This window comes from Pseudogemmobacter sp. W21_MBD1_M6 (assembly GCF_052119585.1).
GTDB lineage: Bacteria > Pseudomonadota > Alphaproteobacteria > Rhodobacterales > Rhodobacteraceae > JBGQOJ01.
Genome location: NZ_JBGQOJ010000002.1, coordinates 138,021 through 154,229, shown reverse-complemented (window position 1 = coordinate 154,229; position 16,209 = coordinate 138,021). Strand labels below are relative to the sequence as shown.

Here is a 16,209-nt window from a genome sequence, read left to right as displayed (position 1 = left end):
TCCAAAGGCCGCCCGTTCTTGTCCTTTCGTTTTATCCACACCGCCGACATTCATCTGGATTCCCCGCTAAAGTCCTTGGCCCTGCGCGACAGGGATCTGGCAAAGCTGATCGGCACCGCCACCCGCGACGTGTTCACCGGCATTGTCGATCTGTGCATTTCCGAGGCCGTGGATGCCCTGCTGATCGCGGGCGATCTTTATGACGGCGATCAGACCTCTATGAAAACCGCGCGGTTCCTGTCGCAGCAATTGCAACGGCTGGATGCTGCGGGCGTCAGAACCTATATCATTCGCGGCAACCATGATGCCTTGTCAAAAATCACCCGCGAGATGGTCTTTCCGCCTTCTGTCACCGTCTTCGGTGCGCGCGCAGAGGTGCATGTGACGCAAAACAGCGGCCGCACGATTGCGATCCACGGGATCAGCTTTGCCAAACCCCATGCCGCCGACAGCCTTCTGGACCGGTTCAAGCCGCCCATCGCGGATGCGATCAACATCGGCATGCTGCACACCAGCCTTGCGGGCGCCCCCGGTCACGACAACTATGCACCCTGTAGCATCGCCGACCTTCAGGCGACGGGGTTCGACTATTGGGCGCTTGGCCATGTGCATATCCGCTCGGAAATCGCCGGACGCACCACCATCGTGATGCCCGGAATGCCGCAGGGCCGCGACATTGGCGAAGCGGGCGAAAAGTCCGTAACGCTGGTCACGGTGGCGGATGACGGCACCCTGACCACCCAGATGCGCAACACCGGCCTTGCCCGGTTCGAGCGGGTCGAAATCGGGCTGGACGGCATCGACCACTGGCCCGATCTGGTCGCGGCGTTGGCGCAAGCCCTTCGCACCGCCCGCCGTGACCATAGCGCCGAACATCTGGTGCTGCGCCCGATGCTGGTCGGGGCGACGCCCTTGATGTGGCACCTGCGCCGTGACCTTGATCTGTTGCGCGAAGAGGCCGTCGCGGTGGCCGAAAGCCTGGGCACCGTCTGGATCGACAAGATCGAGAACCTGTGCGTGGATCAGGCGAAAGGCCCCCGCGCAACCGGTCCTTTGGCGGATCTTGAGGCCCTGATCGGAACAGATATCCTGGACAGCCCCGCCGTGGCCGCCGACATCGAAAAAGCCACGGAGGAGGTGATGCGCCAGTTGCCAAAGGAGTTGCGCGGGCTGTTGGGAGAGGATGCCGCCACCGTGGCGCTTGCGCAACGCGCGCTGCTGGCCGAGGGCGCGGCAGAGGTTCTGGCGCAGTTGCACACATCCGCCGGGGATGATGCGTGATGCGGATCAACCGGCTGGACCTGACCCGCTACGGCAAATTCACCGACCGCAGCATCGACTTTGGCGCGCGGCCCACGGGCACCCCCGATCTGCATATTCTTTACGGTCCGAATGAGGCGGGGAAATCCACGGCACTGTCGGCATGGCTGGACCTTCTGTTCGGCATCCCGACCAAAAGCGGTTACAATTTCATACATCCTTACAATACGATGCGCGTCGGAGCTCATCTTGATCTGGACGGCGCATCCCTTGACGTCGCCCGTACCAAGGGTCGGCAGAACACGCTGTTGGACGGCACGGGTGCGGTGCAGTCGGACGCCGCGCTTCAGCAGGCACTGGGCGGCATCGACCGCGCCGCCTACGAGGCGATGTTTTCGCTGGATGATGACACCATCGAGAAGGGCGGCGAAAGCATTCTGGCCAGTCAGGGCGATCTGGGGCAGCTGTTGTTTTCCGCCAGCGCAGGACTTGCCGAACTGGGCACCACCCTTGACGGCCTGCGCGACCGCGCTGACACGTTCTACCGCGCGGGCAAGCGCAGCGGCGGCCTGACCGATCTGAAGACCCGCCTGACAGAGCTGGAAGACCAGCGCCGCGCCATCGACACGCAGGCCAGCGATTATGCCCGCCTCAGCGGGACCGAGGAACAGGCACACGCCGCCTGGACAGAGGCGCAGACCGCCCATGCCGCCGTCTCGGCGCAACTTGAGACACAGCGCCGTGTGCTGGCCGCGCTGCCGGTGTTCGGGCGGCTGACACGCACGATTGCCGATCTCGCGCCGCTGGCGTCCCTGCCCGTAACCCCGCCGGACTGGGCCGATCTGTTGCCCGACCTGACCGAAAAGGCGGCAACGGCACAGGCGCGTCAGGCGGATGTCAAAGCCGAAATTGCCAGACTGACCGCGCAGCGTGACGCTCTTACCCCCGACCCCGCAGCCCTTGCCATCCGGCCCCGCGTCACCGCCGCCGAGGCGTTGAAATCGGCCCATGACGAGGCGCAAAAAGACCTGCCGAACCGGCAGGCAGAGGCGGCAGAGATAGCCCAACAGATCACCGGTCTGACCGCCCGGCTTGGCCAGTCCGGCAAAGCCCCCGCAAGCCTGATGCTGGACGCTGGCACCACCGGCGGCCTGCGCGGCCTGATCGAGGCGAAATCCGGCATCGACACGCGCCTTGCGACCGCCGTCCTTGAGGCGACAGAGGCCCGCCGCGATCTGGACGAGGCCAAGGCAAAGCTGGAAACTGCGGGCGGGGGTGCGGCGGATACGGGCGCTTTGGCGCTGCTGGTTGCCGATTTGCGCCAGCAGGACCCGGGCCAGGCGTTGCGTGCGGCAGACCGGCAATTGCGGGTGGCCAAGGACGCCGCGACGTCGAAACTGGCCGCCTTGCGCCATTGGGCGGGCAAGGACGAGGTGCTGTTGACGATGACCGTGCCGACCCGCGACCAGCTTGACGCCTGGAACCGCGGGTTGGAACAGGCACGACAGTCGCTGCACGACGCCGCCGCCACCCTGTCGCGCCTGCTGCCTGCCGCCGCAAAAATAGAGGCTACATTGGCCACCCGCCAGACCGCTGGCCGGATAAACGGGCAGGATCTGGCAGAGCAACGCGCCTTGCGAGAGCGGCACTGGGCCGCTCACCGCAAATCGCTGGATGCCGCCAGCGCCGATATGTTCGAGGCAACCATGCGGCTGGACGATCAGATGACGGCACAAAATGCCGCGCTAGGGGCCGAGGAAACGCGAATTGCGACCTCGACCGGGGATCTGGCGACCTTGCGTGTCGATATCGCGGCGGCAGAACTGGCCCGTGATCGCGCAACAACCGATCACGACCGGATCAAGGACACGATCGCACAGGCGATTGCCCGCATGGCAGAAGATCTACCGCGCGATATGTCACCCGCCGATCTGCGCGACTGGCTGGTGGTGCGGGCGCAGGCGGTTGATGCGCTTGGCGACCGGACGGCGGCGCAATCGGACTGTGACAGCGCAATGGCGGACCTGTCTGCGGCACGGGCCACGCTGATTGCAGGGCTGACGCTGGCGGGGGCGAAGCCTGACGACGTGGCCCCCTTCGACGTTCTTTTGGCGCAGGCCCGCACCCTGACAGAGGCCGACGCACGGCTGGCCGCCCTGCGAGAGGTGCTTGGCGATCATCAACGCCGCGTCGCGCGTCGCACCGAGGATCTGGATCTGGCGCAGGCCGCCGACCGGGATTGGCACGACGCATGGGTCGCGCTGTGCAAGACGACATGGCTGGGCCAGACCACGCCCCCCGATGTGGCAATGATGGGGGAAATCCTGACCGCCTCGGCGGCGCTTGATCGCGCTTTGGCACAGCAAAGCACCCTGCACGACCGGATTGCCAAGATGGAGCAGAACGTGGCCGCATTCGCCCGGACCGTTTCCGGGCTTGGGGCTGAACTGGATCTGCCCCCCACCGCGCCATCCGTTTTGTGGATGCAGATCGACGACCGGATCAAGACCGCGGCGCAGGCACAGCGGGACATAGAGACCACCACGCTGGGTCTGCAACAGGCACAGGACAAAGATGCGGCCCTGACGCAGGATATTGTTAAGATCGACGCGCAAATATCTGAAATGGCGCAGTATTTTGGCACCTCTGACCTTGCCGGATTGCGCGTCTGCCTTGCGGACGCAGGCCGGCGTGACAGCCTGAGGGCGGCACAGACCGATCTGTCCGATGACCTGCGTCAGGCCGTCGGGCGCGATGACCTGACCGACGCCACGGCGCTGTTGGCAGAGGTCGACCGCGATGGTCTGGATCTTGATATCGCGCGGCTTGCCACCGGGGCCGATCAGTTGAATCAGGAGATGCAGACGCTTTACGCCGAGTATAGAGAGGCCAGCCGCCAGACCCGCGCCGTGGGCGGTGACGATGCCGTCGCCCGTCTGGCAGAGGCGCGGGAAACGGTGCTGTTGGAAATCGCCGAGGAAACGCGCCGCCATCTGGGCACAAGGTTCGGTATCATTGCCGTCGGGCACGCCCTGCGCGCCTATCGCGACAGCCACCGCAGCGCGATGATGCAACGCGCCTCGGAGGCGTTCCGCACCATCACGCGCGGCGAATATCGCGGGCTTGACGCGCAGCCGGACAAGGACCGTGAGCTGCTGGTCGCCATCGGGGCCGACGGTGGGTCGAAGCTGGCGCAGGATATGTCAAAGGGCACGCGGTTCCAGCTGTATCTGGCGCTGCGGGTCGCGGGGTATCACGAATTTGCCCGGACCCGCCCGCCGGTTCCCTTTGTCGCGGATGACATCATGGAAACCTTCGACGACGACCGGTCCGCCGAGGCGTTCATGCTGTTGTCGGGCATGGCCGGGGTCGGACAGGTGATCTATCTGACGCACCACAGGCATCTGTGCGACATCGCGAAATCAATCTGCCCGACGGTGCGGATTCACAAACTGGCAGACTGGCCGCACCACCGGATCCGGTCATTCTCGCCCCCGCTTTTTGGAAAATTGATCGGGGTCAATGAGACACGCAGCGCTGCGGTTTAGGATGGGATCATTCAAAGACGCAAAGGGTGGTAACTGAACATCTTTGAATGACGTTTTGATCGAATGGCTTTCAGCATTCTCTGGCCGGGCGGACAGGTGCCCATCCCCAATGTCTCACCTTCCGCCCGGCAAATTTCGGATTGTTCTATTTTATTTTGGCGAAAAGGGCATCGGGTGCGCCCCCTTTGACAAAGGCAAATCCGTTACCGCCCAGTTCCAGCACATGCCCCGATACGCTGGCCGCCTGCTGCGGCCCCGTCAGCGTGTAATCTGCGCCGATATCAACAGCTTGCGCCACCTTTGACAGGTTGAACACGCAAAGAACCGCATCCGCGCCCTGCCCCCGCCGGAAGGCCAGAACCGGTTCCGGCAGATCGGCAAAGCGTGTTCGCCCTGCCATCAGCGCCGGCGTGGCATGGCGGAATGCGATCATGGCGCGGTAGTGTTCCAGCACCGATCCGGCGACCCCGTCCTGCGCCTGAACGGATTGCGCCAATTGCGGCGCCTTCACCGGCAGCCAGGGCTTGGCGCTTGAAAAACCGCCCTCTTTCTTTTCACTGTCCCAGACCATCGGCGTGCGGCAGCCATCGCGCCCCTTGTTGTCGGGCCAAAAGGCGAACGCGACCGGGTCGGTCACCTCAAAGAACTCCATCTCTGTTTCAAGCTGGCCCAGTTCCTCGGCTTGATAGAGGCCGATCGTGCCCTCGAAGCTGAGCAGCATGGCCGAGGCAAGGCGCGCCATGCTGTCGTGGTCCACCGCGTGATCCTGCCAGCGCGTGACATGGCGCGGCACGTCATGGTTGGAAAAGCTCCAGCTGGGCCATCCCCCCGGCGCCGTGGCAAAGAACCCCTCGATCCGGCTGCGGAAATGTCTGGCGGTGAAATCCGGCCCCAGCATCTCGAAAGAATAGGCCATGTGCAGACGGTCATCGCCGTTTGTGTAGGCCGCCATCACCTCCAGCGAGCGCCGCGCCTCGCCCACCTCGCCCACCAGCATACGGTCGTCATACCGGTCGGTCAGCGCGCGAATGCGTTCCAGAAACGCCAGATTTTCCGGCCTGGTCTTGGAATAGATCTGATCCTGCATTTCGTAGGTCGTGACCGGCGGCAGCACCTCTTTGCGCGGCTCGGGCGGGTTGGAGCGCAGCGCCCTGTCGTGGAAATAATAGTTGACCGTATCAAGCCGAAACCCGTCGATGCCGCGATCCAGCCAGAAGGCCATTACATCCAGCAATGCATCCTGCACCTCCGCGCAATGGAAATTCAGATCGGGCTGGGCAACCGCGAAATTGTGCAGGTAATATTGCCGCCGGCGCGTGTCCCATTGCCAGGCCGAACCACCGAAATGCGACACCCAGTTGTTGGGCGGGCTGCCATCGGGCAGCGGGTCGGCCCAGACATACCAGTCGGACTTGTCGCCGCTGCGCGATGCGCGGCTGTTGTCGAACCACGGATGCTTTATCGACGTGTGGCTGAGCACCTGATCGACGATCACCTTCAGCCCCAGATCATGGGCGCGGTCAATCAGCGCGTCGAAATCCGCAAGCGTGCCGAACAGCGGGTCAATGTCGGTATAATCCGAGACATCATAGCCCATATCGGCCATCGGCGAGGTAAAGATAGGCGACAGCCAGATCGCGTCGGCCCCCAGATTGGCGACATGGCCCAACCTGCGGGTGATTCCCGCCAGATCACCGATGCCATCGCCGTCGTCGTCCTGAAACGAGCGTGGATAGATCTGGTAAATTATCGCGCCACGCCACCATTCTGCCATTTCAATCCTACTTTTTGTTCATTTGCCGATTTAACGCTATGTTAGCGCTATCAAGCAGTGTAATCCACTCTTAACATCGCGCTAAAGTGAAATTGCACACATTTCCAACGTCAGGATACAGGCTTTGACTTCGTCCAGAACTTCACCCTCCGCACCCGCACCCTCAACGGTCGCCGTGACCCTTCCCGATCGCGCGATGATGAAGGCCGCCGTGCTGCGCCACCTGACGTATTCCATCGGCAAAGACACGATCAGCGCCAGCATATACGACTGGCGCGTCGCGCTATCGCTGAGCCTGCGTGACCTGATCGTCGAGCCGTGGTTCGCCTCGACCCGCCGCACCTACGCCGAGGACCGCAAGCGGGTCTATTACCTGTCGATGGAGTTCCTGATCGGGCGTCTGCTGGAAGACGCCGCCGTCAACCTTGGCCTGCACGAGGTCGCCGAGGGCGCGATGGCGGATCTGGGCGTCGATTTCCGCGCCGTGATAGAGGACGAACCGGACGCGGCCCTTGGCAATGGCGGGCTGGGGCGGCTTGCGGCCTGTTTCATGGAAAGCATGGCAACCCTTGGCTGTCCCGCCTTCGGCTATGGCATCCGCTATGAACACGGGCTGTTCCGGCAGATGTTCGAGGGTGGCCAGCAGGTGGAAACCCCCGAGGACTGGCTGACCCAAAGACACCCGTGGGAGTTCGAACGCCCCGAATCCGCCTATACCATCAGCTTCAAAGGACATGTCGAAACCCTTGAGGGCCGCGCCGTCTGGGTGCCGGGCGAAAGTGTGACCGCCTCGGCCTTTGACACGCCGGTGATCGGCTGGAAGGGCGAATGGGCCAACACCCTGCGCCTGTGGGGGGCCAAACCCACCACGCTGTTCGATCTGGAACGGTTCAACCGTGGCGACTATGCCGCTGCCGCAGAGCCAGAGACGCTGGCCCGCACGATCAGCCGCGTCCTTTACCCCGATGACACCACCTTTCAGGGCAAGGAACTGCGACTGAAGCAGGAATATTTCCTGACCTCTGCCGCCTTGCAGGACATCCTGCGCCGCTATCTGAAAACCCATGACAGCCTGCACGATCTGGCGGACCATGTCGCGATCCAGATGAACGACACGCATCCCGCGATTGCCGGTCCCGAACTGATGCGCCTGTTGATCGACGACCACGGGCTGACCTTTGACGATGCGCTCCCCATCGTGCAGAACGTCCTTGGCTACACCAACCACACCCTTCTGCCAGAGGCGCTGGAACGCTGGTCGACCTATCTGATGGGCACCATTTTGCCGCGTCACATGCAGATCATCGAGCAGATCGACGCCTGGCACGCGAAAACCTACCCCAAGCGGCCGCATTACATCGGCATCGTAAAGCACAACGAGGTCCGCATGGGCGACCTTGCGTTCATCATGTCGCACCGCGTCAACGGCGTGTCGGCGCTGCATTCCGATCTGGTGCGCAAGACCCTGTTCCCCGAACTGGACGCACTGCATCCGGGCCGCATCATCAACCAGACAAACGGCGTGACCCCGCGGCGCTGGCTGCGCCTGTCAAACCGGCCCCTGTCGGCGCTGATCGACAGCACCATCGGCGACGGCTGGGTCAGCGACCTTGACCAGTTGAAACAGCTGGAGCCCTTCGCGCAGGATGCGGGGTTCTGCGCCGCCTTCGACGCGGCAAAGCGCCGGAACAAGGTGGATATGTCGAACTGGCTGGGGGCCTCGATGGGCATCACCCTTGACCCCGATGCGCTGTTCGACGTGCAGATCAAGCGGATTCACGAATACAAACGCCAGCTGTTGAACATCCTTCAGACCATCGACCAATGGCATACGATCCGCGAGAACCCGAACGTGGCGTTTGTGCCACGGGTCAAGGTGTTCGGCGGAAAGTCGGCGCCGGGATATATCGTCGCCAAGGAAATTATTCATCTTATCAATGACGTGGCGACTGTTGTTAACAATGATCCGGCCACGCGCGGCCTGTTGAAGGTGGTCTATCCCGCCAACTATAACGTGTCGATGGCGCAACGCCTGATCCCCGCGACCGACCTGTCGGAACAGATTTCGACCGCCGGAAAAGAGGCGTCTGGCACCGGCAACATGAAATTCATGCTGAACGGCGCGCCCACCATCGGCACACTTGACGGCGCCAATGTAGAGATCCTGCACGAGGTCGGCGCCGCGAACTTCTTCCTGTTCGGCATGACCGCCGACGAGGTGGTGCAGCGGCGCACCGACCCCGACCATTCGCGCCACGCGATAGAGGCAAGCCCCGCCTTGCAACGCGTTCTGCAGATGATCGCCGAAGGGCAGTTCAGCCCCGATCAACCCGACCGCTACAACGGCCTTCTGGACCGGATCTGGAACCACGACTACTTCCTTGTTGCCGCCGATTTCGAGGCCTACCGCCTTGCCCAGCACGACGTCGATCTTGCCTATGCGGATCGCGCAAAATGGGTAACGATGGCGGCGTTGAACACCGCACGAGCCGGTTACTTTTCGTCCGACCGGACAATCCGCGGCTACATGAACGACATCTGGTCCACAAAAGCGGCGTTGTGAAAGGCGGACACCATGGCACAAGCCCCGAAATCCAAAACGCGACCTTTGGTTGATCCGACAACGGCGCAGGCCATTGTGTCGGGTCGTTGCGGCGATCCTTTCGGCGTGCTGGGCCTGCGTGAGCGGGATGGTAAACCTGTCCTGACCGTCTTTGTGCCGGGGGCGGATCAGGTCTGGGCGATCACCGGCAAGACCGCCAAAACGGCCCTTGCCCCCGTGCCGGACGCGCCGGGGTTGTTTGCGGGCGTGCTGAAAAAGGCACCGCCCTACCGGCTGCGTGCCGAAAACGCGGGTGGCGCGTGGGCGTTCGAAGACCCCTACCGCTTTGGCCCCGTTCTGGGCGAACTGGACGAATATCTGCTGGGCGAAGGCACGCACAAACGCCTTTGGCAGGTGCTGGGGGCGCGGGTCATGACCCATGAGGGCGTGCAAGGCGTGCATTTCGCCGTCTGGGCCCCAAATGCCATGCGCGTGTCGGTTGTGGGTGATTTCAACCACTGGAACGGCTGCCAGCACCCGATGCGCCAGCGCGGCGCGACAGGGGTGTGGGAAATCTTTATTCCCGCCCTTGGCGACGGCACCGTCTACAAATACGAAATCCGCGCCCGCGACGAACAGATCCTGCCGCTGAAGGCCGATCCCGTCGGCTTTGGATCAGAGCATCCGCCGCGCACCGGGTCTGTTGTGCGCCGCATCGACCAGCCCCATTGGACCGACACCGACTGGATGCAAGACCGCGCGACGCGCCACCGGATCGACCAGCCGATCAGCATCTACGAGGTGCATCTGGGCAGCTGGAAACGCGCCGATGACGGGGCCCGCCCGCTGTCCTATCTGGAACTGGCGACCGACCTTGTGACCTATGCCGCCGACATGGGGTTCACCCATATCGAGCTGATGCCGATCACAGAGCATCCCTTCGACGGGTCCTGGGGCTATCAGCCGATCGGCATGTATGCCCCCACCATCCGCTACGGCACCCCCGACGAATTCCGCGCCTTCATCGACGCGGCGCATGGCAGGGGGATCGGTGTCTTGCTGGACTGGGTGCCGGGGCATTTCCCGACCGATGTGCACGGGCTTGGCCAGTTCGACGGCACCGCGCTTTATGAACACGAGGACCCGCGCGAGGGGTTCCATCAGGACTGGAACACCCTGATCTACAACTACGGTCGCGCCGAGGTTTCCAACTATCTGATCTCTAATGCATTGTATTGGCTGGAAGAATACCACATGGACGGGCTGCGCGTCGATGCTGTCGCGTCGATGTTGTACCGCGATTACAGCCGCGCCGACGGGCAGTGGGTGCCAAACAAGGATGGTGGCCGAGAGAACCTTGAGGCGATCGATCTGTTGCACCGCATGAACATCACCACCTACGGCGAGGTGCCGGGCATCGTGACAATCGCCGAGGAAAGCACGTCCTTTCCCGGCGTATCGCGCGCGGTCGATCAAGGCGGGCTAGGGTTTGGCTACAAGTGGAACATGGGCTGGATGAACGATACCCTGTCCTACATCCAGAAAGACCCGGTGCACCGCAAACACCACCATCACCAGATGACATTCGGCCTGCACTACGCGTGGTCCGAGAATTTCATTCTGCCGATCAGCCATGACGAGGTTGTGCATGGCAAGGGCTCCATGCTGGAAAAAATGCCCGGATCAGGCGACGAGAAATTCGCCAACCTGCGGGCCTACTATGGCTACATGTGGGCGCATCCGGGCAAGAAGCTGTTGTTCATGGGCTGCGAATTCGCGCAGGGCGCGGAGTGGAACCATGACAAAAGCCTGGACTGGCATCTGCTGGACCATCCGCAACACGCCGGGATGCAGCGGCTGGTGCGCGATCTGAACACGCTTTACCGCGCCACACCGGCGCTGCACGTCAACGACACGCGGCCAGAGGGCTTTGAGTGGCTGGAGCCGAACGACGCCGAAAACTCTGTTTTCGCCTTTACGCGGCGCGGCAACGATGGCGATCCGCTGGTCGTTGTGGCGTTGAACATGACCCCGGTGGAACGCACGGGCTACCGCCTTGGCTTTCCTGCGGCGGGTCATTGGGACGAAGTTCTGAACACGGACGCCGCCATCTACGGCGGTAAAAATCACGGAAATATGGGAGGCGTCGAAACACAGGCGACACCGTGGCACGGGCAAAAACAATCCGCCCCCGTCACGTTGCCCGCCCTTTCGGCGGTTATTTTCAGGCAACGCTAAAGTGATCAAGGGGAGGGACACTATGACGGAAAGACCAAATGCACGTCTGTCGAGCCAGGCAATGGCATTCGTTCTTGCGGGGGGACGCGGCAGCCGGTTGCAGGAGCTGACAGACAGCCGCGCCAAACCGGCGGTCTATTTCGGCGGCAAAACCCGGATCATCGACTTTGCGCTGTCGAACGCGCTGAATTCCGGTATCCGCAAGATGGCGATCGCGACGCAATACAAGGCGCATTCCCTGATCCGCCACATGCAGCGCGGCTGGGGCTTCTTTCGCGCCGAGCGGAACGAATACCTCGATATTCTGCCCGCCTCGCAACGGGTTGCGGAGAACAAATGGTATATGGGCACCGCCGACGCCGTGACCCAGAACATCGACATCGTCGACAGCTACGGTGTGAAATATGTCATCGTGCTTGCGGGCGACCACATCTACAAGATGGACTACGAGATCATGCTGCGCCAGCACGTCACATCGGGTGCGGATGTGACCATCGGCTGTCTGACCGTCCCCCGCGCCGAGGCATCGGCCTTTGGCGTCATGGATGTGGACACCACGGGCCGTATCACCGCGTTTCTGGAAAAGCCGAAAGACCCGCCCGCCATGCCGGGCCACCCCGATCTGGCGCTGGCGTCGATGGGAATTTATGTCTTTGACTGGGCCTTCCTGCGCGATCTGCTGATCCGCGATGCCGAGGATGCGAATTCAAGCCATGATTTCGGCAACGACCTGATCCCCGAAATCGTGAAAAACGGCAAGGCGGTCGCGCATGAGTTTTCCAAAAGCTGCGTCAAAAGCGGTCTGGAAACCGAACCCTACTGGCGCGATGTCGGCACGATCGACGCCTTCTGGCAGGCCAATATCGACCTGACCGATTTCACGCCCAAGCTGGACCTTTATGACAACGAATGGCCGATCTGGACCTATTCCGAAATCGTGCCGCCCGCGAAATTCATACATGACAACGATGACCGGCGAGGCACGGCGGTTTCCTCGCTTGTCTCTGGCGACTGTATCATCTCGGGGTCCGAAGTCCGCAACACGTTGCTGTTCACCGGATGCCGGACACATTCCTACGCCAGCCTCGAGCATGTCGTGGCCCTGCCCAAGGTGATCGTGAACCGCAAGGCGCAATTGTCGAACTGTGTGATTGACCGCGGGGTTATCATCCCCGAGGGGCTTGTGGTGGGTCAGGACCCGGTCGAAGATGCAAAATGGTTCCGGCGCACCGACAGCGGGATCGTTCTGATCACGCAAAACATGCTGAACGCCCGCGCGGCGCAAAAAGGGTAATACAGATGACGGGCAAGGTTCTTTCAGTCGCCTCGGAATGCGCGCCGCTTTTGAAAACAGGCGGGCTTGCGGATGTTGTGGGTGCCTTGCCCGGTGCGCTTGGCCAACAGGGATGGGATATGCGCGTCCTGATGCCCGCCTACCGCAGCATCGCGCTGCCAGGTGCCCGTGCCCTGTGGGCAACGGACGATCTGTTCGGCGGGCCTGCGCAGGTTCTGCCGCTGACAGTTGATGGCGCACAGATCCTGTTGCTGGACGCGCCCCATCTGTTTGATCGCCCCGGTGGCCCCTACAGCGTCGATGGCGCCGATCACATCGACAACCCCGAACGCTTTGCCGCGCTCAGTTGGGCCGCATCGCAGATTGCGCGGCATGGCCTGTCGGATGGCTGGCAGCCGGACATCCTGCATGCCCACGACTGGCAGGCCGGTCTTGCCCCCGCCTATCTGGCCTATGGCGGGCCTACAGGGGTGCGCAGTATCATGACCATCCACAACATCGCCTTTCAGGGCATTGCCCCGGCGGCGCAACTGGGGGCGCTGCGACTGCCCGCCGCTGAATTCCACGCCGACGCGCTGGAATACTACGGCCAGATCTCGACGCTGAAGGCCGGGTTGATCACCGCCGATGCCATCACCACCGTCAGCCCGACCTATGCGGACGAACTGATGCGCCCAGAATTCGGCATGGGAATGGAAGGCGTGATTGCCGCGCGCGCCAGCCGCCTGCACGGGATACTGAACGGCGTCGACACCGACATCTGGAACCCCGAGACCGATCCGGCCATCGCCCGCCCCTACGGCCCCAGAACGCTGAAACGCAAGGCTGACAACCGCGCCGCGCTGATGCAGGAATTCGGCCTAAGCGATGTGACCGGCCCGCTGGCCATCGTCGTCAGCCGCCTGACCGACCAGAAGGGCATCGACCTGATCCTTGCCGCGCTGCCCGACTTTATCGTCGCGGGTGGCGGGCTTGCGGTTCTGGGCACGGGCGACCCCGCCCTGGAAGCCGCGCTGGCCAGAGCCGCCGCCCAATTCCCTGGCCGCGTCGGGCTGCACATCGGATACGACGAGGCGCTGGCGCACCGCATGTTCGCCGGGGGCGACGCGGTACTTGTGCCCTCGCGGTTCGAGCCGTGCGGCCTGACCCAGATGTACGGGCTGCGCTATGGCACCCTTCCCGTTGTGGCGGCCACTGGCGGGCTTGCCGACACGGTGATCACCGCCAATGCGGCGGCCCTTGACGCGGGTTCGGCCACCGGCATCACCTTTCACCCGACCGATGCGCTGGCGCTGTCGCAGGCGCTGCGGCGTCTGGCGGGGGTCTACGCCGATCCGGCCCGGTGGGCAGCGCTGCAAAGACAGGCGATGCGCCAGCGGGTGGATTGGACAACCTCCTCTGCCGCCTATGCCACCCTATACCGGACGCTGCTGACGTGACCCTGCCCGACACGGCCCTGCCCGCCTCTGTCTCTGCGGGGCGCGCCTTTCCTATGGGCGCGACATTCGATGGCGACGGGGTCAACTTTGCGGTATTCTCGGCCCACGCGCAGGCAATGGATCTGTGCCTGTTCTCGCAGGACGGCAAGCGCGAGATCACGCGCCTGCGCTTTGGCGACCGCGACGGCGATATCTGGCATATGCGCGTGTCCGGTCTGACCCCCGGCACGATCTACGGATTGCGCGCCCATGGTCCCTATCAGCCAGAGGTCGGGCACCGGTTCAACCCGAACAAGCTGTTGCTGGACCCCTACGCCAAACAACTGCACGGCGCGTTGCGCTGGTCCGATGCGCTGATGGGCTACCGCGTGGGGTCGCCCCGTGCCGATCTGTCCTTCGACACCCGCGACAGCGCCTTTGCAGCGCCCAAATCGGTGGTGGTGGACCCCGCGTTTTCCTGGGGCACAGACCAACGCCCCGACACCGCCCTGACCGACAGCATCCTTTACGAGGCGCATGTCAAAAGCATGACCGCACAGCACGACCAGGTCGATCCGGCCTTGCGCGGCTCGTATCTGGGGCTGGCGTCCGATCCTGTGCTGGACCACCTGACAAAGCTGGGCGTCACCGCGATCGAGCTTTTGCCGGTCCATGCCTTTCTGGATGACCGGTTTCTGATCGAAAAGGGCCTGCGCAACCACTGGGGCTATCAAAGCATCGGCTTTTTCGCCCCCGAACCGCGCTACATGACGCAAAACGCCGTGTGGGAGTTCCAGTCGATGGTCAAGCGGTTCCATTCCGCTGGCATCGAGGTCATTCTGGATGTGGTCTACAACCACACCGGCGAGGGCGACGAGACCGGACCGACGCTTGGCCTGCGCGGCCTCGACAACACATCCTACTACAGGCTGGCGGACGGCGGGCGGCGCTATGTCAACGACACGGGCACAGGAAACACCCTGAACCTGACGCATCCGATGGTGCTGCGCATGGTGATGGACAGCCTGCGGTACTGGGTCGAGGTGATGCATGTCGATGGCTTCCGTTTCGACCTTGCCACCGTTCTGGCCCGAGAGGATCACGGCTATGATCCGCGCGGCGGTTTTCTTGACGCGATCCGGCAGGATCCGGTCCTGAGCCGGGCAAAGCTGATCGCAGAGCCGTGGGATATAGGGCCGGGTGGCTACCAGTTGGGCGCATGGCCCAATCCGTTTCTGGAATGGAACGACAAGTTCCGCGACGGGGTGCGCAGGTTCTGGCGGGGCGACGCGCTGATGACATCAGAGCTGTCGAAGCGTCTGTTGGGGTCTGCCGAGCAGTTCGATCACGGCCACCGCGCCGCGACCTCCTCGGTCAATTTTGTCACCGCGCATGACGGGTTCACCCTGACGGATCTGGTCAGCTATAGCGCCAAGGCCAACCTTGCCAACGGCGAGAACAACCGCGACGGCAAGGACGAAAATTTCTCGGACAACATGGGGGCCGAGGGGGTCACGGACGACGCCGCCATTCTTGCCGCACGGTCCCTGCGCAAGCGCAACATTCTGGCCACGCTGATGCTGTCGCAAGGCACGCCGATGCTGCTGGCAGGCGACGAGATCGGGCATTCACAGGGCGGCAACAACAACGCCTACGCGCAAGATAACCCCGTCACTTGGCTGGACTGGGCGGCGGTGGACGCGCCGTTTCTGGCCTTTGTGCAAAAGCTGATCGCGCTGCGCCGCGCGCATCCGGTGTTGCGCCAGCGCAGGTTCCTTCACTCGCGGCCGCGCAAGGCAGACGGCAAGCCCGACCTGATCTGGCTGCGCGCCGACGGCACCCCCCCCGAGGACGGCGACTGGCACACCCCGGACTGGACCACGCTGGGGGTCAAGATCCGCACGGCTTCGGACGCGGCGATTTCCATGCAGTCCGACGATGTTGCGATCCTGTACTTCAACGCCGGGCCGGGCATCACAATCACCCTGCCCGACCTCGACGATCTGCCCGTCGTGCTGGAGCTTGACACCACCCGCCCCGAGGCAGGCCCCGAAACCATTGCAGGCAAACATCTTTTCTGCCCCGCGCAGTCAATCCTGATGCTGACGCAAAAACCATATGCAGGAGCTTGATCC

General features: G+C 63.0%; 8 protein-coding genes. 7 read left to right on the top strand and 1 reads right to left on the bottom strand.

The window, feature by feature from the left end:
- Positions 1 to 18 precede the first annotated feature (18 nt).
- Positions 19 to 1,281, top strand: a complete 1,263-nt coding sequence (locus tag ACEN2R_RS04840) for a metallophosphoesterase family protein (protein ID WP_442039770.1) — start codon at positions 19 to 21, stop codon at positions 1,279 to 1,281.
- Complete coding sequence (locus ACEN2R_RS04835) at positions 1,281 to 4,808, top strand: AAA family ATPase (protein ID WP_442039768.1); 3,528 nt, start codon at positions 1,281 to 1,283, stop codon at positions 4,806 to 4,808. Before ACEN2R_RS04840 ends, ACEN2R_RS04835 begins: the two co-directional genes overlap by 1 nt.
- 145 nt (positions 4,809 to 4,953) lie before the next feature.
- On the opposite strand, the gene ACEN2R_RS04830 is transcribed toward ACEN2R_RS04835, so the two are convergent.
- Positions 4,954 to 6,582 (bottom strand): alpha-amylase family glycosyl hydrolase, encoded by a 1,629-nt coding sequence (locus tag ACEN2R_RS04830; protein ID WP_442039766.1) that lies wholly within the window; start codon positions 6,580 to 6,582, stop codon positions 4,954 to 4,956.
- A gap of 199 nt (positions 6,583 to 6,781) precedes the next feature.
- Between ACEN2R_RS04830 and ACEN2R_RS04825 the strand changes: the two genes are divergently transcribed.
- From ACEN2R_RS04825 to glgX, 5 genes are read left to right on the top strand one after another with little or no spacing between them, the layout of a single operon-like run.
- Positions 6,782 to 9,145: a glycogen/starch/alpha-glucan phosphorylase gene (locus tag ACEN2R_RS04825; RefSeq protein WP_442040023.1), complete on the top strand. Its 2,364-nt coding sequence runs from the start codon at positions 6,782 to 6,784 to the stop codon at positions 9,143 to 9,145.
- A gap of 12 nt (positions 9,146 to 9,157) precedes the next feature.
- Positions 9,158 to 11,362, top strand: a complete 2,205-nt coding sequence (gene glgB, locus ACEN2R_RS04820; RefSeq protein WP_442039764.1) for a 1,4-alpha-glucan branching protein GlgB — start codon at positions 9,158 to 9,160, stop codon at positions 11,360 to 11,362.
- Between the two features lie 22 nt (positions 11,363 to 11,384).
- Positions 11,385 to 12,656 (top strand): glucose-1-phosphate adenylyltransferase, encoded by a 1,272-nt coding sequence (gene glgC, locus ACEN2R_RS04815; RefSeq protein WP_442039762.1) that lies wholly within the window; start codon positions 11,385 to 11,387, stop codon positions 12,654 to 12,656.
- Between the two features lie 5 nt (positions 12,657 to 12,661).
- Positions 12,662 to 14,095 (top strand): glycogen synthase GlgA, encoded by a 1,434-nt coding sequence (gene glgA / locus ACEN2R_RS04810; RefSeq protein ID WP_442039760.1) that lies wholly within the window; start codon positions 12,662 to 12,664, stop codon positions 14,093 to 14,095.
- Positions 14,092 to 16,206 carry a glycogen debranching protein GlgX gene (gene glgX, locus ACEN2R_RS04805; RefSeq protein ID WP_442039758.1) on the top strand — a complete coding sequence of 705 codons (2,115 nt, stop codon included), beginning with the start codon at positions 14,092 to 14,094 and terminating at the stop codon, positions 16,204 to 16,206. The genes glgA and glgX overlap by 4 nt, the downstream gene beginning before the upstream one ends.
- Positions 16,207 to 16,209 lie beyond the last annotated feature (3 nt).